The organism is Alcanivorax sp. 97CO-5, from assembly GCF_000524665.1.
Classification (GTDB): Bacteria; Pseudomonadota; Gammaproteobacteria; order Pseudomonadales; family Alcanivoracaceae; genus Alcanivorax; species Alcanivorax borkumensis.
In genome coordinates this window covers 20,504-47,096 of sequence record NZ_KI965898.1, presented here as the reverse complement: position 1 = coordinate 47,096, position 26,593 = coordinate 20,504, and the positions used below count along the sequence as shown (strand labels likewise).

The following is a 26,593-nucleotide window of genomic DNA, read 5'->3' as shown; positions in this document are numbered from 1 at the left end:
TCGACGCGGTTTACAGACGCTCGATGATGGTAGCGATACCCATGCCACCGCCCACACACAGGGTGCACAATGCGAACTTCTTGTCGCGGCGCTCGAGTTCATCCAGTGCAATACCCACAATCATGGCGCCAGTAGCTCCCAACGGGTGGCCCATGGCGATGGAGCCACCATTGACGTTGGTAACGTCCGGGGTGATGTCCATGTCTTTCATAAAGCGCATGGCGACCGCCGCAAAGGCTTCGTTGATTTCCCACAGATCAATATCGCTGGCTTTCAAGCCGGCTTTCGCCAGCGCTTTCTTAGCCGCCGGACCTGGGCCCGTCAACATGATGGTGGGATCGGCACCACTGATCGCGGTGCTGACAATCCGGCCACGGGCTTTCATGCCGAAGTCCTTGCCCACTTTTTCGTTACCCAGCACCAGCAGAGAAGCACCATCCACGATACCGGAGGAGTTACCTGCGTGGTGAACGTGGTTAATCTTTTCCACCCAGTGATACTTCTGCAAAGCAACCGCATCAAAACCGCCCATTTCGCCCATCATTGCGAAAGACGGGTTCAGGCCTGCCAGCGCATCAGCAGTGGTGCCCGCGCGAACGTGCTCGTCACGATCCAGCACTGTCATGCCGTTAATGTCTTTCACCGGCACCACAGATTTATCGAAATAACCCTTTTCCCACGCATTCACAGCACGGGCCTGGGACTCAGCAGCAAATTCGTCCACATCACGGCGGCTCCAGCCTTCGAGAGTGGCAATCAGATCCGCGCCAATCCCCTGGGGAACAAAGCCAGTCTTGTAGTTGGTGATCGGGTCCATTGCCCAGGCACCACCGTCAGAGCCCATGGGGATACGGCTCATGGATTCCACACCACCGGCGAGAATCAGGTCATCCCAACCGGAGGCCACTTTCTGGGCACCGGTATTCACTGCTTCCAGGCCAGAGGCGCAGAAACGGTTCATCTGCAAACCCGCTACAGTATCTGGCAACCCAGCAGCCAGAGCTGCTGTTTTGGCAATACAGGCACCCTGGTCACCGACCGGAGTCACCACACCCAACAGCACATCATCAATGCTATTGGTATCCATATTTGGAAAACGATCTTTTACTTCATCGATCAGGCCTACTACGAGATCCAGCGGCTTAACCGTATGCAAAGAGCCATCTTTCTTACCCCGACCACGGGGAGTACGAATGGCATCATAGATATAGGCTTCGGTCATGGAACCTTCCTCTTGCCTCAGGCATGTATCAGCATTGGGCTGACGGGTTATGAAGGGCGTATTGCCCGGTATAGGTGGGCAAGAGTGCCCCAGCCACCCCGATCTCTCAATGACATGAGTTAACAAGGGCTGTGAGCGGAATGGGCAAGACCGCAAGCCGTTGGTAAATCACCCGTCACTACGGCCAATGAATGGCTTCTTGCACATGCTAATGTCGCTGCAATTCGTTTCAGGAGTACTCGCCATGTCACACAGCACAGAAGTTTTTCGTTCACTATTATCTTCCACGCTACAACAAGGGCGCGGTATAGCCACTAAAGGCCATAGCAAACATCCGCAAGAGCCGCTGGAGCTCTATGAAATGGAGGGTTGCCCTTTCTGTCGGCTGGTTCGCGAGGCGCTAACTGATTTAGATATAGACGTAATGATCCTCCCCTGCCCTAAGGGGGGCGACCGTTACCGACCGCTGGTAGAACGCTTAGGCGGCAAGCAGCAATTCCCCTATTTGATGGACCCCAATACCGGCGAAGCCCTTTATGGATCTGCCGACATTATCGAGTATCTCTATCAGCAGTATGGAGGCCGTCCTGCCCCGAAAAGTTGGCAGCTACGTCTACGCACAGCCGCCGCAATTGCCGCCTCCGCTCCCCGCGGTGGTCATGGCATTCGCACCCGGAGCAGCCGCGCCCCGGAGCAAGCTCTGGAACTGTATTCGTTCGAAGCCAGCCCCTTTGCCCGTTTGGTTCGCGAGCGATTGACTGAATTGCAGCTCCCTTACTTGCTGCGCCAGTGCGGCCGTGATCAGTGGAAGGATTGGGTGTTACCGGTGGTCCGTAAGTCTCTCGATATGGACTACTCCCCTAGTCAACGCAACCGGATAGACCTACTGGCTCGGGCTGGAAGGATTGCCGTTCCCTATCTGGTAGATCCGAATACCGGCGAAGAGCTGTTCGAATCCGAAGCTATTCTTCACTATCTGGATCAGACTTACGGCAACTAATGCCGGCACTGCCTTGCAGCCATGAGCGGGCACCGATAAATGGTGCCCTTTGCTCTTCTACACCACACTTTTTAGTGCTATATATTCCAGTCACAGGCTTCCAGCGTTAAACACGCAGCAGGCCTCCAACTAGAGAAACTTCTTTAACGCTGGAATAGAGAGTAGCAGCATGAGTCGTCGCCAATTTGATGACTACGACCCAAATGAATGGGAAGAAGAACACAAACGTGCAGAGCGTGAACGCCGCCAGCGAGAGGCGAAACGTCACAGGCACGATACAAATGAAGACAATGACCGCCCAGATCGCCAACGTCCACAGGCTTACTAATTCTTCCCCACTGGATTCACTATAGTGGCGCTATACGGTAGAGAGCTGCGATGCACAGGGCATCGCAGCTGCTGATATATTGCTATAGGCAACCGGAGCAAACTCCACTATTCCCCATAACGGCTCACCAGCGTAGTCAAAATGATAGCCGTATCATCATCCATAGTAAGACGAAATCCACTCCGCCAATGGCCGTTGTCCAAATAACGATGCCATAACGGTTCGGCCTCCACATGCAGCTCGAGCAGCCCAGAGAGTTTGAAAGGCAGCTTCAGCACAAGGGATTGTAAGGTTTTGGGCGGCATACCCTTTCCCACTAAGCAAACACCTTGATCGGTGATGTTGAGGATATGCCCTATTGGTCGCTGATCGGTACACGCTTGCACGTTCACCCGGAGCCTGGGCCGGCTAAATCGTCGACGTTCCATCTCACCCCTCCCAAAGAACCTCTCACTGCCAGTTTCCGCCCGCTTTGTGTACCATTACACATCAGTCGAAATGAAACTTATGGAGCACAGTTCCATGGCCTCCGATGATGACCTTTTCCGCCGAGAAATGGCAGATGTAACGCCGATTAAACCGGACAACCGAGTTCAGGAACGTGCGCCCCATCGCAAAGACTCTATCCGCGAACAATTACGCCGCGCCGCCGCCGTTGACGACCGTAAAGACAACAACCCACTAACGGTCCCTGAGTTAGTACCACAAATCGGTCCTCTGGACATCGTTGGGCTGAAGAAAGATGGGGTGCAGGAAGGCGTTTATCGCAAATTACGCTTGGGTAAATATGATGCTCAGGATGTACTGGACCTGCACCGAGTTCGCCTCCTGGAGGCACGCAATCAGGTCCAGGCGTTTCTAGAAAACGCCCACAACAATGGCATGCGGACCGTCTTGATCAGCCACGGCAAGGGTCTTCATAGTGAGCGCCCCGGGTTTCTGAAAAGCTATGTGATGCACTGGCTGGAAGAAAGTCGCCTAGTACTAGCCTACCACAGCACCCCAGCCAACCGTGGTGGCAGCGGCGCTACCCAAGTGCTGGTGCGCAAAAACAGTCAAGCAAGGCAGAATAACCGGGAGTTTTTTATCGAAGCCGGAAAACAGCAACGCTGACAGAAAAGTAACAAACCAACACTTACATTAAAGGTTATTGCCAGAGCTAAGCAGCCTCGCCGTTAAGTGCAAAACGCGGGATCGTCCTTGAGAAGCAGAAGAAACCATACCGCGTTTTGTCGCTTTGTAGATACGTCACCTTTTTATACGGTTTATCCCATTGATCGCCGCAACCCGATACGCTTCCGCCATAGTCGGGTAGTTAAAGGTGGTATCAATAAAGTACTCCAGCGTATTGTTTTCACCTGGCTGGCGCATGATGGCCTGCCCCACATGGACGATCTCCATGGCCTGATAACCAAAACAGTGAATACCCAGCACCGCCAATGTCTCTCGGTGAAACAGGATCTTCAGCATCCCTACCCGTTCACCGGTTATCTGCGCACGAGCCAGATTCTTGAAAAAAGCCTGCCCCACATCATAAGGCACCTTGGCCTCGGTCAGCTCCTGTTCCGTACGCCCCACACTGCTGATCCCTGGGATGGTGTAAATGCCCGTAGGCACATCCGTTACCTGGCGGACTTCATCGCCGGCGATGGCCGCCGCACAAAAGCGCCCTTGGTCATAGGATGCACTGGCCAATGACGGCCAACCCACCACATCCCCCACCGCATAGAGGTTATCTGTCTCGGTCTGGTAGCGTTCGTTAACCTTAAGCTGTCCACGGTCATTGGCTTTGACGTCCACATTTTCCAGACCAATATTCTGTGTATTACCGGAACGACCGTTGCACCATAGCAAGGCATCCGCACGCAGCTTTTTGCCGGATTCCAGCTCCAGGGTTACACCATCGTCATCGGCCGTCACCCGCTTATAGTGTTCTCCTTGGCGAATGGTACAGCCTTGCTCACGCAGGTGATAACTGAGTGCATCGGAAATTTCTGTATCCAAAAAATCCAGCAAGTGCTCGCGAGAGTTCACCAAGTCCACCCGGATACCCAGCCCTGTAAAGATGCAGGCATATTCCGAACCGATCACCCCAGCACCATAAATTAGGATATGCCGTGGCGTATGGTCCATGGTCAAAATGGTGTCCGAGTCATAGATACGCGGATGGGAAAAATCCACATCCTCCGGGTGATAAGGTCGAGAACCGGTAGCCACCAAAATATTATCCGTTTTGAGTAAGTGCTGGCGGCCCTCGTGATCGTCTACCCGAACCTCATTTGGTGAAAGAATTTCTCCGCGACCGGCAAACACGGTGACTCGGTTACGCACGTAAAAGTCTGTTCTAACTTGAACCTGTGAATCAATCACTTCCCGGGTACGGGCAATCAAGTCCTGCCAGCGAATTTCTCGGGGCTTGAGAATCCCCCGCAGCAAAGGGTTACGCTGGGTACGAATCACCTGCCGCACCTGATGACGCAGAGCCTTGGAGGGAATAGTGCCCCAATGGGTACAATTCCCACCCAGTGACGACTGCTCTTCAATAATGGCTACTTTCAAATCTTTTTTGGCGGCCTGCATGGCAGCCGCCTCTCCCGCAGGGCCACTACCAATGACAACAAGGCCCCAACCAGCACTGATATCCATTCACCTCTCCTTAACGGCTTGCCCCCGAGTATAAATGATTACAGACCGTTAGCGGTCAGCAAGCACAAGGCACCGGAGTGGGTCTAAAACCGAAGTATAGTAAGAAGATAAGGCATAAATAAAATAAGCGCGAAAGCCATCATTGGAGCCCGCAGGGGCCGCCAATGCAGGCACGGGTTATTACCGTTCGCTGTAGGGATACACCTCGACGGGCAACCGGAATGCCCTCAAAAGAGCCCCCTCTTCACCTCGTCGTAGGGGTCGAAACCCGCCGCTCAAAATCAAGTAAGGAAGGAATTCTTTACAAGCGCCTTAAGCCATCGTTTCACCAGCCCAACGCATACTTAACAAAAGGAATAGTGACAGGGCGCTGCTGCGCCAAAGCCAAGCGATCGAGTTTTGCCAGCAGAGCCATTAAAGCACCTGCAGAGCGCTCGCTACGCAATACAATATAATGAGCAACTTCCGGCTCTAGTCGCAATCCCCTCGCCTTGGCCCTCTCCTGTAATAACGCCTGCAAATCATCATCTTCAAGAGACATCAACCGATAAACAGGCCCTGCCGCCAAGCGAGTGGCCAGATCGGGCAACATTAGCCCCATGGCTGCAGGCGACGCATTGGCGGTAACCAACAGCCGCCCCCCCAAGGACATCAACCGATTATAAAGATGAAACAGAGCCTCCTCCCAGGCAGGCAGGCCGGCGAACAACTGGCAATCATCAATGGCCAGTAGCCCAAACTGCTCCATGGATTCCAGCACCTCAGGCACTAGTGGAATAATCTCACGGGCGGGCAACAGGCAGGCATCCAAGCCATTGTGTTGAGCCAGACGCACCGCGCCTTCTAGCAAATGGCTTTTCCCCTGCCCGTCACCCGCCCAGAAAAAGGCCTGCCGATCAGCCCCCTGCACCGCCTCATATAATCCGGCCACGGCAGCGCCGTTCGGGCCCGACTGGAAATTATCCAGAGCGTTACCCTCACGGAGCTGCAGGGCCAAAGGAAGTTGCGCGCTCATGGGTTCAACGCCAGCAATAATGCCATTGGGGGCCAGACACGACAGCATCTGGACAGGCCTGCAACCGAGGAGACAGCTCGAGCAAATTGCGTAGCTGCTCATCACTGGCACTGAAATCCAGCCTAAAGGTCAGCGTAGTCGCAGACACTTGCTCCAGTGAGGCGCGGCGCATCCCGCTCAGGCCTCCCAGAAATTGCTGCAGCGCAAACCAGTCCTGGAGCTGATCAACCTCATCCACCACCAGCAACGTGCGCAGATCCGTCATCTCTCCTTTCACGCCATAGCGCTCGGCCAACTGGTCGGTGACGTTATCGATCAAAGCCGTCACCGCATCCTCGCTGTTCGCGGTCTTTTCCCTGCCCTCTTCTAGGACCGTCTTGTCCTTCAATACCCGCCAATTCACTGTGGCCGGTTCCCCCTGATAAAGCACCGCAGCGGCAATTAATTCATGGGGATAACGACTGGAGGCATCATGTAACTGCTGATCGAAACGGCCACGGACGTCAGCCACATTCAGGCGCTCCTGATCTTGATTGTCCCACTCGGGGATAACCAGAGTCAGCCCACGGCGCTGGGCTTCAGCGATTAGATGTGCGTACAGCGGATGGTCTTCCACCACCATTTCACCACGGCCTGCGCTCTGATCCACCAGCCAGAGCAGCACCCGTGAGCGGGGCATGCTCCATACCGAAGCCCCCCTGTCTGCCATGAAGGCCATCAGGCCATTCACATCGTAGCGGGCCTGCAAGGCACTGCGACCGTCCTCTAGAGTACTGTAATCGTAGCGAGTCACCCAACGATCCAACTGCGTCGCTGCCTCGCTAGCTACGCTCTCATCGAGCACATCACGCTGCCCGCTCAGCCGCACCAACATCTGCTCCAGACCCTGCGCCAACGCATCCTGCCGTTGTGCTTCGCCACGGCCATCCACCGGTACCTGCACCGTGTCCAGTGATTGCGCCTGCGCGAGCACGCTCCACCCCAACAACACAGCCAACAATCCAATCCAACGCATGGGCGCTCATTCCAACCGAAAATTCAAGCGCGCTATTATCACCTATTCATCAAACCCACGCGAATCCGTTTACGGTCAATTACAAGGTAAATTGAGGAACAATAGAGCTTTGGACCCTGATGAAAACGTGCTTTACCCACCCAAGCTGCAAAGCAGAGGTTCCCCAGTAGGCTGACCGGTTGCTAGAATACGCGCCTTCACCAATCCGGAGCTCCCCATGACCGAACAGAAACGGCCACTGACGTACCGTGACGCAGGCGTCGACATCGACGCCGGTAACGAGCTGGTTAAACGCATCGCCCCTGTTGCCAAGCGGACCCGTCGCCCGGAAGTCCTCGGCGGTCTTGGTGGTTTCGGCGCCTTGTGCGAGCTACCCACCAGGTACAAAAACCCCGTTCTGGTTGCTGGCACCGATGGCGTCGGCACCAAACTGCGACTGGCCATCGATCACAATCGCCACGAGAAAGTCGGCGTCGACCTAGTCGCCATGTGCGTCAATGACCTCATCGTAGGCGGAGCAGAACCCCTGTTCTTCCTGGATTACTACGCCACCGGCAAACTGGATGTAGAGATTGCCACCAGCGTAGTAACCGGTATTGGCGAGGGCTGCGAGCTGGCAGGCTGTGCCTTGATCGGCGGCGAAACCGCGGAAATGCCCGGCATGTATGAAGGCGAGGACTATGACTTGGCGGGCTTCTGTGTCGGCGTGGTGGAAAAGGATGGCGTGCTGGATGGCAGCAAGGTAGAAGCCGGCGACAAGCTGATTGGTCTTGGCGCCTCTGGCCCTCATTCCAACGGCTACTCTCTGATTCGTCGGATCATGGCTCAGGCTGAAACTGACATCGATCTGGACGGCAAGCCACTGATTGAACACCTGCTCGAACCCACACGGATTTACGTTAAATCCTTGCTCAAATTGATTGAGCAAGTACCGGTCCATGCCATGGCTCACATTACCGGCGGCGGCCTGCCAGAAAACCTCCCCCGAGTTCTGCCGGACAACACCCGTGCTGTAATCGACACTAAAAGCTGGGAGTTCCCCGCAGTGTTCCAGTGGCTTCAGCAGGAAGGGCAAGTGCCCGCCTTCGAAATGTACCGGACCTTTAACTGCGGCGTGGGCATGGTTATTGCGGTACCAGCCAGCCACGTTGATGACGCTCTCGCCCTGCTGGAAGCAGAAGGTGAAAGCGCCTTCTTGATCGGTGAAATTCAGGCAGGCGACGGCCAGCCCGACGTCGTTCTGGACGGGCTGTCAGCGTGACTCACCGGCTAGCGGTATTGATTAGCGGCTCAGGCACCAACCTGCAAGCAATCATGGATGCCCGTGAACACGGCAGTCTCGATGTCGAGATTGCCGTGGTATTCTCCAATCGAGCCAACGCGGCAGGCTTGGAGCGAGCGTCCCAGGCGGGAATTCCCACCGCCACTCTGGATCACCGTGACTACCCGAGCAGGGAAGAGTTCGACCAGGCCATGATCGACCTGCTCACCCCGTATGCTCCAGACACCGTAGTGCTGGCCGGCTTTATGCGTATTCTCTCCAGTGTTTTTGTACGCCATTACGCCGGGCGCTTAATCAACATCCATCCCTCGCTGCTGCCCAAGTATCGGGGGTTAAATACGCATGCTCGTGCCCTGGAAGCCGGCGATAGCGAACATGGCTGCTCCATTCATTTTGTCACCGAAGAACTGGATGGCGGCCCTCTGATTGCACAGGCCCCCATTTCGGTACAAACGAACGATACCGTTGATTCCCTGTCCAAACGTGTACAACAACGCGAACACCGGCTCTATCCTCAGGTGTTGCAATGGCGTGCACAGAATAGACTGGAACTGACCGACAACGGAGTGTTACTGGATGGCAAGCCCCTCCCTACACAGGGTTATATCCTCACTTAACCCACTTATTCTCGCCAGTATTATGCTGGTGAGCCTGACGTTCTCTTCCGTCGCCAGCGCAGAGCAAACGCCGTCCCCCTTTAATCTGGATTACCGCCTGAAAAGCGAAGGGATACCCTTCAGCATTGAGGCTCATCGCTCTCTCAGACAAATGCAGAACGGACTCTGGAAAATGGAAGTCCACGCCAAAAACTGGCTCGGCGAAATCCGCGAAACCGCCCTGTTTAACTGGCAGGGGTGTACCCCGCTAAGCAATTATTATGGCTATAAGCGCAGAGGCTTGGGCAAAGTAAAAGAAGCCAAACTGCATATCGACCGCCAAACCGGCGTGGTCGCCAGCGAGCGCACCGACAAACCCATGCGTAGCTACGATGTGAGCAACAACGCCACCGACGAGCTTTCTGTCTCCCTCGCCCTGCAATGTGAACTGCGCGACGGCGCCAACGAGGTAGAACTGCAGGTGGCCGACGAGCGCGCCCAAAAGACCCACCACTACACCGTAGTCGGCCGGGAGACTCTCACCATTGATGGTGGCCGAGTGGAAACCCTAAAAGTACAACGACAACGGGGCAAGAACAGCGAGCGACAAACTTACATGTGGTTCGCGCCAGATCATGACTATACGCTGGTGCAACTAATGCAGAAGAACGACGATGGCGAACACCTGATGACCCTGCAATCATTGGAAGGACTCTGAACGTGCGGTTAATCTCCGTCCTACTGATGCTCGTTAGTAGCCTGGCTATAGCGAACGAGCCTCTTGCTCCATTTTCTGCTGAATTTCGCATTTATGTGAACAAGTTACCCACGCCCGTAAAAGCCGAGCTAGTACTTGAGCCCGCAGAAGGCGACGATTATTACCATATGCAGCTCAAGGCAAAATCGTTTCTGCTCAGTAATACAGAAGAAAGTTACTTTCACTGGCGGGACTGCCAGCCTCGTACTACCCGATACGTGCATGAATTCAAGGGCTTTGGTCAAAAGCGCTTTCATCACATGGATTTCCAGTGGAACCCACCAAGGGTGCACAATGAATCGGAAGACGATAAGGAAAGCCAAGACATCCCCGCCGATACCCTAGACGAGCTAACCATCTTGTTACGAGGACGCTGCGTGTTCGCCACCGGCGACAAATCCTATTCGGTAACCAGCGCCTACGGCGATAAGGTTCGCGAACATCATTTCGAAGTGATCGACCGAGAAATGCTGAAAACGCCGCTGGGCAAGCTGGACACCCTACTCGTGGAAAAGAAACGCACCGGAGACAGCAAAGAGAAACGGCGCACCCTATTCTGGGTAGCACCGCAGCTCGATTATATGGTCGTCCAGGCGAAACACATTGAAAGTACCCTGTTGAAAGCCGACATGATCATGATCGACTACAACGGCCCGAAGCCGCAATCAGCACTCGCTGATTAAGCGCGCGGCAGGGTAACGCCACGTTGTCCCTGGTATTTACCCCCTCGGTCCATATAAGAGGTTTCACACACCTCATCGGATTCGAAAAACAGCATCTGCGCCACCCCTTCGTGGGCATAGATTTTTGCGGGCAGCGTCGTGGTGTTGGAGAATTCCAGTGTTACGTGCCCTTCCCACTCAGGCTCCAGCGGAGTGACGTTAACGATAATGCCGCATCGGGCATAGGTGGATTTTCCCAAGCAAATGGTCAACACATTGCGAGGGATACGGAAATACTCCACCGTGCGTGCCAACGCAAAAGAGTTCGGCGGAATAATGCAATACTCCCCTTTCACATCCACAAAGCTGCGCTCATCAAACGCTTTGGGGTCCACCGTGGCCGAATGGATATTGGTAAACACTTTGAACTCATCGGCACAGCGCACGTCGTAGCCATAGCTGGACACGCCATAAGAGATCAGTTTTTCACCGTTCTCATCCGCACGAACCTGCCCAGGCTGAAATGGCTCAATCATGCCTTTCTCTGCGGCCATGCGGGAAATCCAGCGATCCGATTTAATAGTCATTTACGCCTCAATGTTCCAGAGTAGTTAGCGTTCAAGCGGCCAATGGTATAGGTGGCACGCTACAAGCGACAAGCAACAACGGGCAAGAAGTTGCGCGACGGTCAGTTAGGCTGCACGTGCAGAACCCTATCGCTCACATTGCAGCTTGGCCCCTATGCCTACGATTGACCACGGTCTTGCGTTGCGCCTTGCCTTCTCAATGCTGCACGATATTTGGAAACGCTCGGTTTCCCGCCTCAGTCAGTGACAAGCGAGCCGCCAGGCGCCGCGCCGCCACACGGTAAAGCGCCGCTTCCTCACTGTCGGGAAAGGCATGCACCACCGGCTCGCCTTTGTCCGCTTGTTCGCGGATGCGTAGCGACAACGGCAGTGCGGCCAGTAATTCAGTACCGTACTGCGCCGCCATTTTGCTGCCACCGCCCTCACCAAAGATGGCCTCCTGGTGCCCGCACTGGCTACACACATGCATTGCCATATTTTCAACAATCCCCAACACCCGGATATCCACCTTGCGGAACATTTCCACCCCCTTAATGGCATCCAGTAAAGCAATGTCCTGGGGCGTGGTAATCACCACAGCACCGGCCACAGGAATTTTTTGCGCCAGGGTCAGCTGAATATCCCCGGTACCCGGAGGCAAATCCACTAACAAATAGTCTAGTTCATGCCAGCGGGTCTGCTCCATCATCTGCACCAACGCGCCGCTGGCTTTCGGCCCACGCCACACCACTGGCGTCTGCTGGGTCGTCAGGTAGCCCATAGACATGGTTTGCAAACCGTAGGCATCCACCGGCACAAAGAATTTACCTTCCAGCAGTTGCGGTCGAGTACCGTCGGGCAACCCCAACATCAACGGCTGACTAGGCCCAAACACATCCGCATCAAGCAAGCCCACCCGGGCTCCCTCTGCCTGCAAAGCTAACGCCAGATTCACCGCCGAAGTGGATTTGCCCACCCCGCCCTTACCGGACGCCACCGCAATAATATTAGCAACCTGATCCCGAGCCGGCAGGCTACTTTGTGCCCGGTGCGGCACAATATGGCTTTTCACGTTCAATGACAGCGAGCGCGTCTCAAGCACCGGCGCCATATGCGCATGAAGGGCATCAATCAAGGCCCCGCGAATACTCTCGCAAGGGAACCCCAACGTCACCGTGGCCGACACCGACACATCGCTCACCTGAAACGCACTAACAGCACTCACATGATCCAAGCTGACACCCAGATCATCGGGGATAAAATCGCCCAGCTGTTGTCGAATGCGTTGTTCCTTTTCATTCATGGCTGTACTCATGACCGTACTCACCGATTGCCTCTGCTTCACGAGCTGCGATGATAGGGGCTAACGGACTAACAACCAAGGGTGCCCTTTTTTAAAGAGGGAACCATTAATTCAAGCGGTTTGCGCAGCATAAGTTGCGTAAACTTGACCGATAAGCAAAATAGAGCTTTGCCGCTTGCACGGCAGCACAAGGAGATGTCATGAAAGCTATATCCGCTGCGACCCTATTGATCGCCGGCACACTGGCCTTGTCTGGTTGTGATAACACCACCGTCAATAGCGCCCGCGACAGTATTACCGTATCCGGTAACGGCGCAATCAGTGCCCAACCCGATCGTTTCATGGTCATTGCCACCGCCAGCCAGAATGGCGATGACATGGCCGAGATGAAAGACCAGGTGGATGATGCAGTCAGCAATATGCTGGACTTGGCAGACGACCTGGATATTGAAGAAAAGTCCGTCACTGCAAGCACCATGCGCATCACTCCCCAGTGGCAGTACCAACCCGAGCGCAAATTAGTCGGCCACCAGATCAGCCGCGAGGTGAGTTTCCAGGTAGATGGCCTTGAAACCTATGCCGAACTGCTGGAAGGATTGGCCGAGCAAGGGGTGCGCAACATCCGGCCCGCTGGCGCTCAAGTGAGCAACCGCGACAAACTGGCTAAAAAAGCGTTGGAAAAAGCGGTGGAGGATGCTCGCGAGCGGGCAGAAATCATTGCCGAAGCTGCGGACCGCGATCTGGGCGAAGCCTTTCAAATTCAGGCCCAGGGTATTAACTCTCCGCAGCCTGTAATGATGATGGCGCGGGCCAAGGATAGCGGCGCAGCGGAAAGTTACCGCCCAGGCGAAACGGAAATTTCCGCTCAGGTACAAATCACTTTTGAACTAGACTGATCAGGCATCGTCATGGACGCATTGGGCCAGATTTGTAGCGCTGCACTGCAACAATACCTGGCCCACGCAGACGCCCGTGGGCTGGATACGATTGCCGCACTGCAACACGCCAATCTGGACCCAGCGCATATCCAGAAGCCGGATACCCGCATCCATGGTCAGCATTTCCAGACCTTACTGCACGCTCTTATCGAGCAATCCGGCGACCCGCTGTTCGGTTTACATACCTCCGAATTCGTGCAACCTGGCTCTTATAATGTCATGGGCTACATTGCCATGAGCGCCAGCACACTCCAGCAAGCCCTGTCGAAAGTCAGTTTGTATGAAAAGCTGGTAGGCGACATGGGCACCACGCAAACCACCCTTGATGCCCATCAGGCCGCGATTCGCTGGGATTGCCTGTACCGAGAACAACCAGCGCGCCAACACCTGATTGATAACGTGCTTGGCTCCTGGGTGCGTTATGCCCGCTGGCTCACTGGCAACGACCAGTTGGCACCGGATCAAGTCTGGCTGGAACACCCCACGCCCCCGGCCGCCCAAGTGGACGAATACCGGCGCGTATTTCTTTGTGATGTGCTGTTCGAACAACCCTGTTCTGCTTTGGTGGGGCCGCCACAGTTACTCCAGCAACCCATCCGCCAACCAGACCCGCTGTTGCTCTCCACTCTGGAAGCCCACGCCATCCAGCAGCTGAATCAGCTAGGCGTAGATACCAACCTCAGCCAACGAGTGAAGCAATGCATCCAAGACGCCATTGGCCACTCCCTGCCGCGCAAGGAAACCGTCGCCGAACGGTTAGGCATGAACGTTCGTACCCTGCACCGCCGGCTAGCCGACGAACAGCAAAGCTGGCAAAAGCTGCTTGATTCCGTGCGCCTGCAACAGGCACGGCACCTGCTCACCACCACCAGCTTGCCCCAGGCCGACATTGCCGCAGCCCTAGGTTATTCCGATATTCGTTCTTTTCAGCGCAGCTTCAAACGCCATACCACCATGACCCCAGGGCAGTATCGAAACACGCCCAAAGATACGCAAATAAACTCATAGTTGCGGGCGTTATTATGTACCCCTCAGTACTTTTTATCCTACAAGCCCTTAAATCTTGCCCCCACCCCTGTCTATACTGACATCAGTCAATGACAACAACTCATGGTGGAGAGCCTCAATGAAAGGCACCCTCAAACAGCTCGAACGCGCCATCGACAAGGCGACTACCTACGATGAATGGTATGAAGCCAGCCAGGAACACGACCGCCTTTCCGGCGCGGACAGATGGAAAGAAGTAGACCGCTCGCCCTACTACGACTATGAATTAATTCGTAATCGGCTCTGGCAGATTCGTCAGGCCCGCGAGCGAAACGATGTGAATAAGCTGGTTTTCCATTTGCACGAAGGCCTGCATGGCAACTTAGGCAACATTTCCAACCCTCGCCTTTATCAACACAGCCGCGTGGGTACTAAACGCCTCATCGAAAACTATCTGAGCGAAGTTTCCACCGCGCTGAATTACCTGTGTGATAGCAACTTCAAGGAATTCGGGCTGAAAGAAAAACTCGATTTCTTTGAAACCACCGGCCAAGCCTTCGGACAAAGCTGCCTGATGTTATCCGGCGGTGCCGCGCTGGGCCTATTCCATATTGGTGTGGCCCGCTGCCTGTGGAAACAAAATTTGCTGCCCTCAGTAATATCCGGTTCCAGTGCTGGCAGCATCATTGCTTCGGTTGTCGGCACCCATAATGATGAAGAGTTAAAAGTAAAACTGGAGCCGGAAAACATCTATCTGGAAGCGTTCAAGGTGCTGGGCTGGAAGGGCCTGGTGCGCGGCACGCCGGTACTCGATGGCGACCACCTGGAAGCCTGCCTGGAAGAAAATATCTCCGACATGACCTTTGAAGAGGCCTATCGGCACACCGGGCGCGAAATCAATATTACCGTCAGCCCCTATGATCGTAACCAACGTGCGCGCCTGCTGAACTGGCGCACCTCCCCCAACGTGCTGATCCGCAAGGCCTCGCTGGCTTCCTGCGCTATTCCCAGCATCTACCCGCCGGTTTCCCTGTGGGCGAAGAACATCGATGGTGAGCGCGTACCCTACATTCCTGGGCGCAAATTCGTCGATGGCTCCATTGTTGACGATCTTCCCATCCGCCGGCTGGCACGCCTCTATGGCGTCAACCACTCCATCGTCAGCCAAACCAACCCCCACATCGTGCCCTTCCTGTCGCGCAACGAAAACACCGACAGCTCCCTGAGCACACTGGGCGATTGGGCTTTGCGCAACGTATCCATGAACCTGCGCTATGGCCTACAACTGGTACAGCACCAGGTAGCCTCCAACGACCTTGGGCTAATTATCGACAAGGCAAAAAGTATGGTGACGCAGAAATACATTGGTGACATCAACATGATCCCTCCCCGCCAACCACTCAATGCCCTGCGGATTCTGAACAACCCCACACTGCAAGATGTGCAAACCTATATCCGCAAAGGTGAACAAGCGACCTGGCCAAAACTCGACATGGTTGCCAACACCACATGCATAAGCCGCACCTTCCGCGACTGCCGCGCACGCCTGGACCGCATTGAAGAACGCATGCTGGACCGAGTAAACATGACCTCGATAGCTAACCAGTGAGCCTCAGCACGGCAGCAACAACTAGAAGCCGTGCTTATTTCACCGTGTGCGCCATTATTAATAACAACCCCGCTGGCCCTGAACGTGGCCAGCGGGGGGCAGCTAGTCAGCAAGGTGATTTTTAGAGCGCGCATGCCATCGTCGCATGGAGCGCACCGAACAAAGCCCGCCATCGCCAGATCAAACCGGTTCACCGTGCGGCGCTCTTACCCTGCTTATCCGAACTGAACTCAAACGCCAATCACAAGGCACAAGGCACAAGGCCTAACGCACCACCGGCAAATCAGACCAGCGGCTAGTATAGGCCGGAGACAGATGCGCCCTGCGCATGGCCCAGGTACTGTGCTGATTCCCCTGCATTCCTCGCCCCGCCAACCACACCTTGCCCACGCCACTCTGGTTGATGCTATCCATGACGGCCATTAACGCTTCCCCGCGCCGGCCAGTCTCCTGCTCTGCGGGTTTCTGCTCGGCAAATAATCCGCACTGCACCTGATCACGCCCGCGCAGATCCGTGAGGATCACGCCCGCCTTGCCATAGCGATAGCCCGGCCACCATAACTGCGCTAGCAACGCCTGCGCCTGACGCACCACCAAGCGGGTATCTGCCGTGGCTGGCGACAACACGGCACTGAGCGTATCCGGGAACAACTGCTGTGGTTTGCCCATGGGGGCGGTGCGCAAATACACCGTCACCCGGCCGGCATATAGCCCCTCCTTACGCAGAGACTCCATGGCCCGGGAAACAAAATCACTCAGTGCCTGGCGCAACGGCGGCAATGCCGCCACCGGCTCACCAAAAGAACGGGAATAAATCACTTGCTGACGGGGCGAAGGCTGGGTGTCTAAAGACAAGCAAGGCTCCCCGTTCAGCTCCCGCACCAACCGTTCCTGCACCACGGAAAAACGCTGGCGGATCATCCCGACATCGGCCCGGGCCAGATCCAGCGCCGTGTTGATGCCCAGCGCCTCAAAGCGCCCACGTAACCGCCGCCCGACCCCCCATACCTGGGAAATCGGGGTTAACGACAACAATTTGTCGCGCCGCAAGGGATCGCTGAGCACCACCACGCCGCCCGTGGCCGGATAACGCTTGGCCGCATGGTTGGCTAACTTGGCCAACACCTTAGTGGGCGCAACCCCCACACACACCGGCACGCCCACCCAGCGATCAATACGTGCGCGAATCTGCAGGGCCAGGGGCTGTAGTTCAGCCGTTTTCATCAACGACACATCCAGAAACGCCTCATCAATGGAATAGGCTTCTACCCGAGGTGCCAGGGTTTCCAAGGTCGCCATCACCCGCTGGGAAATATCCCCATACAGGGCATAGTTGGAAGAAAACACCGCCACTTTGTGCCCACGGATCAAGTCGTGGGCCTGGAACAGCGGCATCCCGGTTTTCACCCCCAACGCTTTGGCTTCCGCAGACCCAGCCACAATGCAGCCATCATTATTCGACAGCACCACCACCGGCCTGCCCTGCAGGTCCGGGCGAAACAGACGCTCACAAGCGGCATAGAAGCTATTGCAATCAACCAGCGCAAACATAACCGTTACTCACCCGCGGGCAAACGCCTACCACCGCGTAAGGTGTGCAGGGAAAACGTGACCACGCCGAACAAATCCAGCCCTTCCTCTCCAATCAGAATCGGCGCATAAGCCGCATTTCTCGGTTTGAGCATGGGCACCGGAAGCAACTGCAACTCCTTTACTGTGAACTCGCCTTCCAGCGACGCCACCACCACGTCGCCCGCCACCGCCTCCAGAGAGCGATCCACAATTAGGATGTCACCGGAATAAATACCGGCATCCACCATGGAGTCGCCCTCTACCCGTAACAAGAACGTGGACGCCGGATGGCGAATACACAATCGGTTCAGATCAAGATGCTCATCCAGATATCCCTGGGCCGGGGACGGAAATCCGGCAGAAACAGGTTCACTGAAAAAAGGCAGGGAAGACATGGCAATACACCGCAAACAAGCAATCGGTAAAGCATAACAAATACTGCCTATATGTACAGTATAAGGAAAAGCAAACCGCATTCAGCGTTACATCACACAGCAATGGCTCACAAAAACCGACAAAAATACCAAACAACTACTATCCACCCTCTGCAACGGCTGGCGTAACGTGTTGGGAAAATACTAGAGAACCAATCGATGCATACCGATAATCATCACCGCTGGATGTACGATTTTCTGGATGAAATGGGCCTTCCCCTCAGAGCCGAACTCTTAGGCTATGTGTTGTACGAACCGCAGCAAAATGCCTTTATCGCCGGCAACAACACCGTAACCGCCCCCTCATCACCCCAGCCACTGGTGAAACCCTGTGCCTGGGCGCACTGCTACCCTTGTATCGTGCAGGCGAGCAATGCCGCTAATACATTGGGAGCAGAATACGAAATCCATGCGCTTTTCCAGCTCGACAGCCGCTATCTGTCCTGCCCGCTATAATGATAATTACTTCACCGGATCGCGAGCGAGAGCTCGCCCAGAATCAACCAAGAATGCTCCAGACAAAAAAAACCGCCTGAAGGCGGTTTTTTTTATGTCTGGAGCGGGTGAAGAGAATCGAACTCTCGTATGCAGCTTGGGAAGCTGCCGTTCTACCATTGAACTACACCCGCAAAGGCGAAACGGCAATATAGTCAAAAGCCGCTGGCTTGACCAGCACTGAAGAACAATCTTGTGTTTTGCGCAAACAGCGCTTTCAAAAGCATGAAAGCAGACAAACAAAGCAGTTGCCAGCGTTCACGTCTATGCGTATAGAAGAACAAAGACAAAACAACAAATGTACATCAGCAAAAGAAGGATATTGACATGCCCGTGGCATTTATCAGTGGGGGCCGAGGATTCCTCGGTGGGCATATTATCGACCAGCTTCTCGACAAACAGTGGGAAGTGGTTGCCCTAGTGCGTCCCAACAGTGATGCCAGTGCCTTGCAAGCCAAAAAGGGGGTATCCGTCGTTCAGGCACCGCTAGACAATGCCACCGAACTGGCTCTGGTCATGCCCGCTGCACCCGATGCGGTTTTTCACGTGGCGGGCAACACCAGCCTGTGGCGCCGAGGTAATGCACAACAATACAGGGACAACGTCGTCGGCACCCAAGCCATGGTTAGCGCCGCCCTGAAAAATGTGGCCGGTCGCTTTATTCATACCTCCTCCATTTCCGCCTGGGGCATTCAAGACACCCCCATCAACGAGCAGACCCCTTCCAATGCCGCCAATGACTGGATCGGCTACAACCGCACCAAGTTTCTGGCTGAAAAGGAGGTGGAAAATGGCATTCGCCAAGGGCTGGACGCTGTAATTATGAACCCCTGCGGCATCATTGGCGCCGGCGACACCCACAACTGGTCGCAGATGATTCGCATGATTAACGACGGCAAACTCCCCGGGGTTCCGCCTGGCGGTGGAAACTTCTGTGCAGTGGAAGAAGTGGCGCGGGCCCACATTGCAGCCCTGAAGCATGGCGTCTGTAGCGAACGCTATATTCTTGCCGGAGTGGAAGCCAGCTTCCTGACCTTAGTACAGACCATTGCTGAGCAACTGGGGCGCAAGGCTCCACGGCGCACCGTCCCCCCGGCACTACTCAAACTGGCGGGCCAGCTCTACCCCATCGGCAGCCTGTTCACCGGTAACGAACCCAGCCTGACCCCGGAAAAAGTCGCACTGGTTACCAGCCGGGTCCACGCCGATGGAAGAAAAGCCGTAGCGCAACTGGGGTTTGATGATCAGGTCCCCTTGGCCACCATGCTGGAAAACTGCATCGCCTGGATGGCCCAGGAACGCATGCTGTAACTGCCAGCGTGTAATCTCACGACAATACCGCCCGGTAGACACGGAAACGGGTGGTCTCGCTGGCTACCTGCACATGACTGAAAGCATCATCCAACCACTGCACATAGGGCAGCTCACGATTAGCAACCAACCACAGCACGCCACCCGGCTTGAGATAGGTGGGCGCCTCAGCAATTAGCCGGCGGGTAATATCGGTAGTACGCTGACGGCGATCGTGGAATGGTGGGTTGGTGACCACCATATCTACCCGCCCCTGAATGGGGGAAAACAAATCCCCCCCCATGATCCGGCCTTGCAGGCCATTGCGTGCCAAGCTTTCAGTGCTGGCTGTTACGGCACTGGCGCTCACATCCACACCCTGAACCTGCCAGCCATGACGAGCCAACCAAACGCTGATAACCCCTGCCCCACACCCCATATCAATAACTTTGCCGGGCTTACCCAGGTTGTGTCCCTCCATGGCTTGCAGCAGCAGAGCACTGCCCTCATCCAAACGGCCATGGCTGAACACCCCCGGATAACTCACCGCTTCCTGATCCGCCACCTCAAGCACGGTTCCCCAGGCGTTCAAGGACTGCTTTTCGCCAGGTTGTAATAAACCGCTATAGAGTTTGCAGTGCCGGGCACTGTCCTCCAGCATAGTCCCATCCACATGAGCCTCCAGATACTTCAACGCCCCCCTAATCCCCCCTTTTGTCGGGCCAATTAACCACAGCTCCGTGGGTTCGGCGATCTCGCCGGCTAACCAGTTGAGCAGAAATCGTAACCGATCAAGCGACTTCGACAACGGCAGCACCAGCAGGTCAGTGCCTGCGGGCACAGTGGGTGCTGGCGCCCACTGTTGCGCCCCGATGGTGTAGTCATCCGCATGCACATGCACCGTGGCATCCACCGATAGGGTTTTCAGTGCGGGGTCATTAGCGTCAACCACCAGCACATTACGCCCGGCAAGGGCATCGGACTGTCGCAGCAATAATTGTGTTGTGTTTTCCATGGGCTCCGGCTCAAGTCAACTGCGGCGGCAGTATAGAGCATATCGCACAGCGGCGGATAAGGGGGCGGCCAACAACATCTTCCCCACGCTGCGCCATAACGAGAATTCTCCTCAAGTTTTACATAATCACCACGCCAAGCGCACAGTCAGCCCGGTAGAATTGCCCCATTCATTCCAACGATGTGGAGGCACAAATGGGTCGCACTGCGCCATTAACTCGCGTTGCACTGTTTGCCTGCTGTCTGTTTTCTTCGTTGGTTGTTGGCGCTACGGATAGCGGCAACTTCCATCAAGCTCTGGACGCAGCACGCAACGATGACTGGGAAACGCTTTCCCGGCAGCAACAGGCTCTGGGTGATCAGCACCCTCTGCAGGCCTACCTGGACTTCCACAAACTGCGCGCAGCTTTGCCCCAACTCAGCGCGGACAAAGTAATCCAGTACGCTGAACAATACCCGGATTCGCCGCTACCCAAGGATATTCGGCAACTAGCCATTGTCGCTTACGGCAAGGCAGAAAAATGGCAAGCGCTGCTAGCCATTAGCGACAAAGCTCCCAGTGGCATAGCCCTGCGTTGCTATTACCATCAAGCACAATGGCAAACCGGTGACAAAACCGCCCTGCAAGCCGCCAAAGATCTGTGGGCCACCGGCCAGTCCCGGCCTAACAATTGCGACCCGCTGTTCAACGCCGCTCGAGAGGCCGGAGTCATCGGTGGCCGACAGATCTGGGAACGTCAACAGCTTGCCTTTGATGCTAATAATCCCGGACTAATGCGCTACTTAGACAAAATGCTAGCAGACAGCGACTACACCAGCGCCAGCCAATGGCTGCAAAAGCTCTACCAAAGCCCCCACAACGTGACCGAGGTGCCTCGCAGCCTTCCTGACACTCAACGCCAGACACTGCTGTCCGCCGGCTTACGGCGCTGGGCGTATAAAGATACTCAAGCGGCGCGCAAATGGTTCGATACCCAAAGCCGTCAACAGGGCCTAACAGACAAAACACTACGGGAGCGGGCTGGCAGCCGGATAGCCTGGTACTCCACTATCCGCGGAGTGGAAAGCAACCGCCAATGGTTGGATAACTGGTTAGCCAATCATCCCGACACCTCGCTGGTGACACAGCGGGCTCGTCGCACTGTAATTGAACAAGACTGGGACGCGCTAGATGAATGGGTTATGCGCCTACCCGAGGAAGATCGTAATGATTCGCGCTGGTTATACTGGCGTGCCCGTGCGTTAGAAAGCACCGATCGGCCAGATCAAGCCCGTGAGCTGTATCAACAAGCCGCCCAGCAACGCAATTTCTTTGCCTTCCTGGCCGCAGACCGGCTGGGTGAACCGTATCGCTTCTCCGAACAGGAGCACCGCTCCTCAGCCACTTTCACCCCACCGCCTGCCATCACCCGTATCCGCATGCTACGGGAGCTGAATGAGCCTTACCTGGCGCACAAAGAGTGGATGTGGTTGATGTGGCATAGCAATAAGGCACAAATTGCCGATCTGGCAGACTACGCATTGGCTCAAAAATGGTACGGCCTGTCTGTGCAGGCCTCTATCCAGGCCAAGGCCTGGAATACACTGGCCTGGCGCTTCCCACCCGCGTATCTGTCATTATTTGAAGAGCAAGCCAAACCCCACGGCTTGGATCCCTGGCTCTCTATGGCCGTGGCCCGTCGCGAGAGCGCCTTCAATCCTCAGGCCCGCTCACCGGTGGGCGCCATGGGGCTCATGCAATTGATGCCGGCCACCGCCCGCAAGGTGGCAAAAGACGCCGAGATGGGCACGCCCACCAGCAAAACCCTGCAAGACAAACACACCAATATCGCCCTTGGTAGCCGTTACTTAGCGGAACTCCTTGACGATTTCAGCGATAACCGTGTGTTGGCTCTAGCGGCTTATAATGCAGGCCCCAGCCGGGTGAACCGCTGGTTGGAAAATGCGGAAGACGGCGTGCCCGCCGATGTATGGATCGAGTCCATTCCTTTCCGCGAAACCCGGGATTATGTCCAGGCAGTGCTCACCTATCGTGCTTTATTTGTGGGTATGCACGATGACCAAGCACGCAGTAAACAGCTGCTAACCAGTGACGAGAATGACGAGCTCTATTCCTTGAGCATGCTGGACCAGGACTGATCGTAAAGCCGAATCAGTCCAGTTGGCGGATGTGGTAATCCAGCCGCGCCGCCGCTTTCGCATGGCTCAGCGCCGGGGTTACCGCAATGCGCCGCCGCAGGTGAATACTGCGTGCGGGCTCACGAGTGAAAGCAATCACCGCATTGTGGCAATCACTGCAGGATAAGCGAAAGCGGCTGGCGAAACTTTTCATGGCACGACGGCCCGAGGCTGAACTGTCACGGTATTCCTGCCAGTCACCAAAATTCATGACCAAAGTGCCATGCTCCGACAGATTGTTGCGCAGACACGCCTGCCAGCCCGCATCGGCGGGCACCGCCCGGCTCACCTGTTCATTGCTCGGGGCAAACAGATCTTCAATAATTAGATCGAAAGGCTCGCCCTGATACTCCCGTAACCACTGCTGCGCATCCCCCTGCCAAGTCTCCACCCCAAATGCGTCGATGCCGAACACCTCGCGAGCCACTTGAAGGTGGACACCGTCCAATTCCACCGCCATCAACACATCCGGATTCAGCAGTTTGCGGATCGGTGGGATCAATGAACCGCCACCAAGCCCCAATACCAGCACCCGACGAAACCGGGCAGGTTCGTGTAACAGCGCCGGCAGCCACAACAAATCCCACACACTGCCTGTCAGCAGACGCTTAGGATGAAACTCCGAATGCTGGACGCCGTTAGCAAACAGCCGCAAAGTCTGCCCGGCACGGCGTACTTCGTAGCGCACCTCGTCCTGTTCTGTTTCCCAGATTAATGCCACCGATTATTTTTCCAGCGTCAGCGTCAAGCCAGACACCGCACCGTCAACTTTAGCGTCGCTCAGGTACAGGCGAGACGGCTCAATATTAAACTGTTTCACCAGCCTCGCCTTAGCGTTTTGCGAACGTAACCGCGCCAGCGCTATCAATTGCTCCTGGTCCACTAACTCAATCTCTGTAGCGAGCATGGCATCCCAGGCACTGCGCGCCAGCAAGCTATCGCGCTGTTCGTCATCTTCAGGCAAAGGGGCACTGATCAAGGTTTCCACATCGCGATCAGAGCCAGACTCGTAACGGCGAATCAGCTTACGGCGCCATTTCTTTTCCTGCACGGCCGCATCAATACCCAGCCAATCATCACCCGCCACATCCTCAGCAATGGCCCGCCCGGCAATAGCGGCACGGTCTTCTGCATTGGTGGTCCCAACCAGCCCAATATGTAAATGCGGCTTCTCCGTTAGCACCTTGGCCAGTGCCTGCAAAGAACCGGTTGTTTGCACACCGGCCTGCGCACTGCCCGGCTCAAAGGCGATGGTTTCCAAATTCTCGCCACCGGCCAAGCCGGCCAGTACAGAAAACGGTGCCGTAGCCGCTTTGACCACAATATTAGTCAGCACCTTCAAGATCATGCCACTGACACTAAAACTGGGATCATCCAGATCCCCGGACATTTTCACCGGCAGGGTAATTTCACCGGAACGACTGCGCAGAACAGACAAGCCCAGTTTCACCGGCGCTCTCACCGCGTTCTCACTGGCGACTTTTTCACCCAAATAAAACTGATCCGCAAGAATATCGGCAGCGCTATTGAGGTGATTTTTCTCAACGCTGACCTCGGTATCCACCCCCAACTGCCCCTTCTCTACCAAGTATCCCAAGTACAGGCCGGTGTAAGGCGAAAGGCTCGTCATTTCATAGTTATGCAGAGACACCTGCATGTCCGTGGAGAACGGCTCCGAAGACAGCCGGCCCTTAACAGAGAAGGGCGCATACCGATCAACTTGCGCACTCAGATTCACGTTGGCAGTGCGCCCAGAACGGGTATCCAAGTTACTCACCGTGCCCGCCAGTTGATATAGCCCAATGCGAAAATGGGGGCTCAGCGATAAATCTTCATGGCGTACTTGGCTGCCCACTAAACGGAGTTTATCTACCGTTACCTGCCAGGGCTTGGACGATGACGATGCAGAAGGAGAACCGCCCGAGGACGCCGGCGCCGGCATACCGGCCTGGATGCGCGATGCCACATCGCGGCCTTGAGCATCCACCCGGTGCAGCATATCTATACCGGTGAGCAGGATCTCTCCCACGCGAACCTGCTGGGTTGCGGTCGCCAATGACACATTTTTAACCTGCCCTTTATTCACCTTAATCAAGGGACGGCCGCCCTCCTGCAGGTTAAGGTTAATCACGCCAGCACTGCCATTCACCGTAATATCTGGCGTGTCACCTTTCACCGTGGACTGCAAATCCACGCTAAGCTGCCCACTGGTCATTTTCAGTGGTGCCTCGCGCTCCAGCCACGGGGACAACGGCGCCAAGGGCAAAGCAGTCAACGCCCCCTTCGCACTGATCGACAACGGCGCCAATTGACCCTCACCGGAATGAGTCAACGAGCCTTGCTCCTGAAGGGTTGCCTTGCCTTGCCAGGTAAACGTGGCCTCTTCACCTATAATAAGGTTGCTCAGGGTCAGGCCACCGTCGGTAAGCGTCATTGTTTGCGCCGGGTTCAGGGTCCGGTCCGTGAGGCGCAAGGCATTCCCTTCTATTGCCAAATTATCCAGCCGGGTAACCCAGACCGTCTCAGCCTCGGCAATACGCTCAGCCGCCTCTTGGGCCTTTTCTTTCACATCTTGCTTGCGTTGCTCCGCCTCTTGCGGATCCACTGGCAGGAACAATGTGGCGAGATCCAACCCATCTTCCGCCAGTACCGCATTCACTTGAGGCTGCTCCAAGGCAACGTTAGGCAGCTGTATCTCTTTCTTGGCGCTATCCACGGAAATACCTGTCACGGTCAACGCTGGCACCTCAACGCTCGGCGCTTGCTCACCAGGCTTCTGGATCTGCAAATCCCGCAATGTGAGCTTACCATTATTGACCATCACCCGCGGCCCCTGTTCAGTACTGAACAGGTAGTCCGTTTGCAAATCCAGTTCGCCGGAGGGCACCGTGAATCTCACCTCGCCCTCGGCCAGTTTAGCCAGCGACACCAGGTCAACTTTTTCTATGCTTAGATGGCCATGGGCCAGAAACGGTGAAAACGCAAAATGGCCATTCCAATCAAAAGCGCCACCCTCTGGCCCCTCTAAATGAATAGCGTAACCATTCTGGTCTTCCCCTTTTGCAACCGTGGAAAAGTTTGTCACCGTGAACGCCACAGGCAAAATTAGCTGGTGGGGTTCCTTGCCCGTAGCTTCGGTATAACGCAGTTCTCCGTGACTGAGCGACAACTCATCTACGGAGATGTTCGGCAACGACGACTCCGCATCAGAGACGGGTTCCACTTTTGGGTCACTGTCTGCCTGTTGCGTTTCCATATGGGCGATGATGTCGTCGAAATTAAAAACCGACCCAGGGTTACGCTGAGCTCTAACGTTCAGCCCCTCAACACCGATTTGCTTGAAATGCCAGCGCCAACGGAACAACGACGAAACCTCGAAATTCACATAAAGCTGGTTAAAACCCAATAAGACTTGCGTTTGCTCATCGTTGATAGCGAAACCGTTCACCGTGGCACTCAACGCCAGCGGATTAATTTTTACCTCGCTAATCACCACCTCACGGCCAGTCAATTCAGCAAGGGCATCTCGGGCGTTATCGCGCACCAAGCCGGGAGCAACAAAAAAGCCCAGCAACACGTACAATAAATAGAAGCCAGCCAGAATCACCAACGCTTTGGTCTTCCAGCTGCTGCCCTTCAACGCCTGTATAACTTTCACGCCGTTCTCTCCGCTGAGATTAAAAT

The 26,593-nt window shown here is 55.4% G+C and carries 25 protein-coding genes and 1 tRNA gene; 13 read left to right on the top strand and 13 right to left on the bottom strand.

The features are described 5' to 3' along the window. Window positions 1-10 precede the first annotated feature (10 nt). Window positions 11-1,222, bottom strand: a complete 1,212-nt coding sequence (locus Y017_RS08270; RefSeq protein WP_011588848.1) for an acetyl-CoA C-acetyltransferase — start codon at window positions 1,220-1,222, stop codon at window positions 11-13. Window positions 1,223-1,466: 244 nt separating this feature from the next. On the opposite strand from Y017_RS08270, the gene Y017_RS08265 reads away from it, so the two are divergent. Continuing rightward, the gene (locus Y017_RS08265; protein ID WP_011588849.1) at window positions 1,467-2,222 is read left to right on the top strand and encodes a glutathione S-transferase N-terminal domain-containing protein; all 756 of its coding nucleotides are present in this window, start codon (window positions 1,467-1,469) and stop codon (window positions 2,220-2,222) included. A 169-nt stretch (window positions 2,223-2,391) separates the two neighbouring features. Then, window positions 2,392-2,550 (top strand): hypothetical protein, encoded by a 159-nt coding sequence (locus Y017_RS15210; protein WP_155849252.1) that lies wholly within the window; start codon window positions 2,392-2,394, stop codon window positions 2,548-2,550. 107 nt (window positions 2,551-2,657) lie between these two features. On the opposite strand, the gene Y017_RS08260 is transcribed toward Y017_RS15210, so the two are convergent. Beyond that, entirely contained in the window at window positions 2,658-2,855 is a 198-nt protein-coding gene (locus Y017_RS08260) for a hypothetical protein (protein ID WP_035460280.1), read from the bottom strand. A 217-nt stretch (window positions 2,856-3,072) separates the two neighbouring features. Here Y017_RS08260 and smrA point away from each other — a divergent pair, with 217 nt between their 5' ends. Continuing rightward, the gene (gene smrA / locus Y017_RS08255) at window positions 3,073-3,663 is read left to right on the top strand and encodes a DNA endonuclease SmrA (protein ID WP_011588850.1); all 591 of its coding nucleotides are present in this window, start codon (window positions 3,073-3,075) and stop codon (window positions 3,661-3,663) included. A 135-nt stretch (window positions 3,664-3,798) separates the two neighbouring features. Here smrA and sthA read toward each other — a convergent pair whose 3' ends face one another. The 3 genes from sthA to Y017_RS08240 form a co-directional block, all read right to left on the bottom strand. Further along, window positions 3,799-5,196: a Si-specific NAD(P)(+) transhydrogenase gene (sthA, locus tag Y017_RS08250; RefSeq protein ID WP_011588851.1), complete on the bottom strand. Its 1,398-nt coding sequence runs from the start codon at window positions 5,194-5,196 to the stop codon at window positions 3,799-3,801. A 325-nt stretch (window positions 5,197-5,521) separates the two neighbouring features. After that, window positions 5,522-6,211 carry a DnaA regulatory inactivator Hda gene (gene hda, locus Y017_RS08245; RefSeq protein WP_035460277.1) on the bottom strand — a complete coding sequence of 230 codons (690 nt, stop codon included), beginning with the start codon at window positions 6,209-6,211 and terminating at the stop codon, window positions 5,522-5,524. Window positions 6,212-6,215: 4 nt separating this feature from the next. Then, window positions 6,216-7,226 carry a DUF2066 domain-containing protein gene (locus Y017_RS08240; protein ID WP_081737595.1) on the bottom strand — a complete coding sequence of 337 codons (1,011 nt, stop codon included), beginning with the start codon at window positions 7,224-7,226 and terminating at the stop codon, window positions 6,216-6,218. A gap of 217 nt (window positions 7,227-7,443) precedes the next feature. On the opposite strand from Y017_RS08240, the gene purM reads away from it, so the two are divergent. The 4 genes from purM to Y017_RS08220 are packed head-to-tail and all read left to right on the top strand — an operon-like array spanning window position 7,444 to window position 10,544. Continuing rightward, complete coding sequence (gene purM, locus Y017_RS08235; RefSeq protein WP_035460274.1) at window positions 7,444-8,487, top strand: phosphoribosylformylglycinamidine cyclo-ligase; 1,044 nt, start codon at window positions 7,444-7,446, stop codon at window positions 8,485-8,487. Next, window positions 8,484-9,125 carry a phosphoribosylglycinamide formyltransferase gene (gene purN / locus Y017_RS08230; protein ID WP_035460271.1) on the top strand — a complete coding sequence of 214 codons (642 nt, stop codon included), beginning with the start codon at window positions 8,484-8,486 and terminating at the stop codon, window positions 9,123-9,125. The genes purM and purN overlap by 4 nt, the downstream gene beginning before the upstream one ends. Further along, window positions 9,085-9,822 carry a DUF3108 domain-containing protein gene (locus Y017_RS08225; RefSeq protein WP_035460268.1) on the top strand — a complete coding sequence of 246 codons (738 nt, stop codon included), beginning with the start codon at window positions 9,085-9,087 and terminating at the stop codon, window positions 9,820-9,822. Before purN ends, Y017_RS08225 begins: the two co-directional genes overlap by 41 nt. Window positions 9,823-9,824: 2 nt before the next feature. Next, window positions 9,825-10,544, top strand: a complete 720-nt coding sequence (locus Y017_RS08220) for a DUF3108 domain-containing protein (RefSeq protein ID WP_011588857.1) — start codon at window positions 9,825-9,827, stop codon at window positions 10,542-10,544. Here Y017_RS08220 and dcd read toward each other — a convergent pair. Further along, window positions 10,541-11,110 (bottom strand): dCTP deaminase, encoded by a 570-nt coding sequence (dcd, locus tag Y017_RS08215; protein ID WP_011588858.1) that lies wholly within the window; start codon window positions 11,108-11,110, stop codon window positions 10,541-10,543. The genes Y017_RS08220 and dcd overlap by 4 nt on opposite strands. A gap of 196 nt (window positions 11,111-11,306) precedes the next feature. Further along, window positions 11,307-12,392 carry an iron-sulfur cluster carrier protein ApbC gene (apbC, locus tag Y017_RS08210; RefSeq protein WP_167521330.1) on the bottom strand — a complete coding sequence of 362 codons (1,086 nt, stop codon included), beginning with the start codon at window positions 12,390-12,392 and terminating at the stop codon, window positions 11,307-11,309. 200 nt (window positions 12,393-12,592) lie between these two features. On the opposite strand from apbC, the gene Y017_RS08205 reads away from it, so the two are divergent. From Y017_RS08205 to Y017_RS08195, 3 genes are all read left to right on the top strand, one after another. Then, window positions 12,593-13,288 carry an SIMPL domain-containing protein gene (locus Y017_RS08205; RefSeq protein WP_011588860.1) on the top strand — a complete coding sequence of 232 codons (696 nt, stop codon included), beginning with the start codon at window positions 12,593-12,595 and terminating at the stop codon, window positions 13,286-13,288. A 12-nt stretch (window positions 13,289-13,300) separates the two neighbouring features. Continuing rightward, entirely contained in the window at window positions 13,301-14,338 is a 1,038-nt protein-coding gene (locus Y017_RS08200) for an AraC family transcriptional regulator (protein WP_011588861.1), read from the top strand. A 118-nt stretch (window positions 14,339-14,456) separates the two neighbouring features. Next, a complete protein-coding gene (locus Y017_RS08195; RefSeq protein WP_011588862.1) occupies window positions 14,457-15,926 on the top strand; it encodes a DUF3336 domain-containing protein in 1,470 nt (489 codons plus the stop codon). Between the two features lie 264 nt (window positions 15,927-16,190). On the opposite strand, the gene umuC is transcribed toward Y017_RS08195, so the two are convergent. Together umuC and umuD are read right to left on the bottom strand one after the other, a co-directional pair. Further along, a complete protein-coding gene (umuC, locus tag Y017_RS08190; protein WP_011588863.1) occupies window positions 16,191-17,477 on the bottom strand; it encodes a translesion error-prone DNA polymerase V subunit UmuC in 1,287 nt (428 codons plus the stop codon). 5 nt (window positions 17,478-17,482) lie between these two features. Beyond that, complete coding sequence (umuD, locus tag Y017_RS08185; protein ID WP_011588864.1) at window positions 17,483-17,974, bottom strand: translesion error-prone DNA polymerase V autoproteolytic subunit; 492 nt, start codon at window positions 17,972-17,974, stop codon at window positions 17,483-17,485. 117 nt (window positions 17,975-18,091) lie between these two features. On the opposite strand from umuD, the gene Y017_RS08180 reads away from it, so the two are divergent. Continuing rightward, complete coding sequence (locus tag Y017_RS08180; RefSeq protein WP_011588865.1) at window positions 18,092-18,388, top strand: hypothetical protein; 297 nt, start codon at window positions 18,092-18,094, stop codon at window positions 18,386-18,388. Between the two features lie 99 nt (window positions 18,389-18,487). Here Y017_RS08180 and Y017_RS08175 read toward each other — a convergent pair. Then, window positions 18,488-18,561: transfer RNA gene (locus Y017_RS08175), tRNA-Gly, on the bottom strand. A gap of 193 nt (window positions 18,562-18,754) precedes the next feature. Here Y017_RS08175 and Y017_RS08170 point away from each other — a divergent pair. Continuing rightward, on the top strand, window positions 18,755-19,738 hold the full coding sequence (locus Y017_RS08170; RefSeq protein ID WP_011588866.1) for an NAD-dependent epimerase/dehydratase family protein: 984 nt from the start codon (window positions 18,755-18,757) through the stop codon (window positions 19,736-19,738). A 16-nt stretch (window positions 19,739-19,754) separates the two neighbouring features. Here Y017_RS08170 and Y017_RS08165 read toward each other — a convergent pair whose 3' ends face one another. Next, entirely contained in the window at window positions 19,755-20,732 is a 978-nt protein-coding gene (locus Y017_RS08165) for a methyltransferase (RefSeq protein ID WP_011588867.1), read from the bottom strand. Between the two features lie 194 nt (window positions 20,733-20,926). Between Y017_RS08165 and Y017_RS08160 the strand changes: the two genes are divergently transcribed. Beyond that, the gene (locus tag Y017_RS08160) at window positions 20,927-22,870 is read left to right on the top strand and encodes a transglycosylase SLT domain-containing protein (protein WP_035460265.1); all 1,944 of its coding nucleotides are present in this window, start codon (window positions 20,927-20,929) and stop codon (window positions 22,868-22,870) included. A gap of 13 nt (window positions 22,871-22,883) precedes the next feature. Here Y017_RS08160 and Y017_RS08155 read toward each other — a convergent pair whose 3' ends face one another. Together Y017_RS08155 and Y017_RS08150 are read right to left on the bottom strand one after the other, a co-directional pair. Further along, the gene (locus Y017_RS08155; RefSeq protein ID WP_011588869.1) at window positions 22,884-23,630 is read right to left on the bottom strand and encodes a hypothetical protein; all 747 of its coding nucleotides are present in this window, start codon (window positions 23,628-23,630) and stop codon (window positions 22,884-22,886) included. Between the two features lie 3 nt (window positions 23,631-23,633). After that, window positions 23,634-26,567 (bottom strand): DUF748 domain-containing protein, encoded by a 2,934-nt coding sequence (locus Y017_RS08150; RefSeq protein ID WP_035460262.1) that lies wholly within the window; start codon window positions 26,565-26,567, stop codon window positions 23,634-23,636. Window positions 26,568-26,593 lie beyond the last annotated feature (26 nt).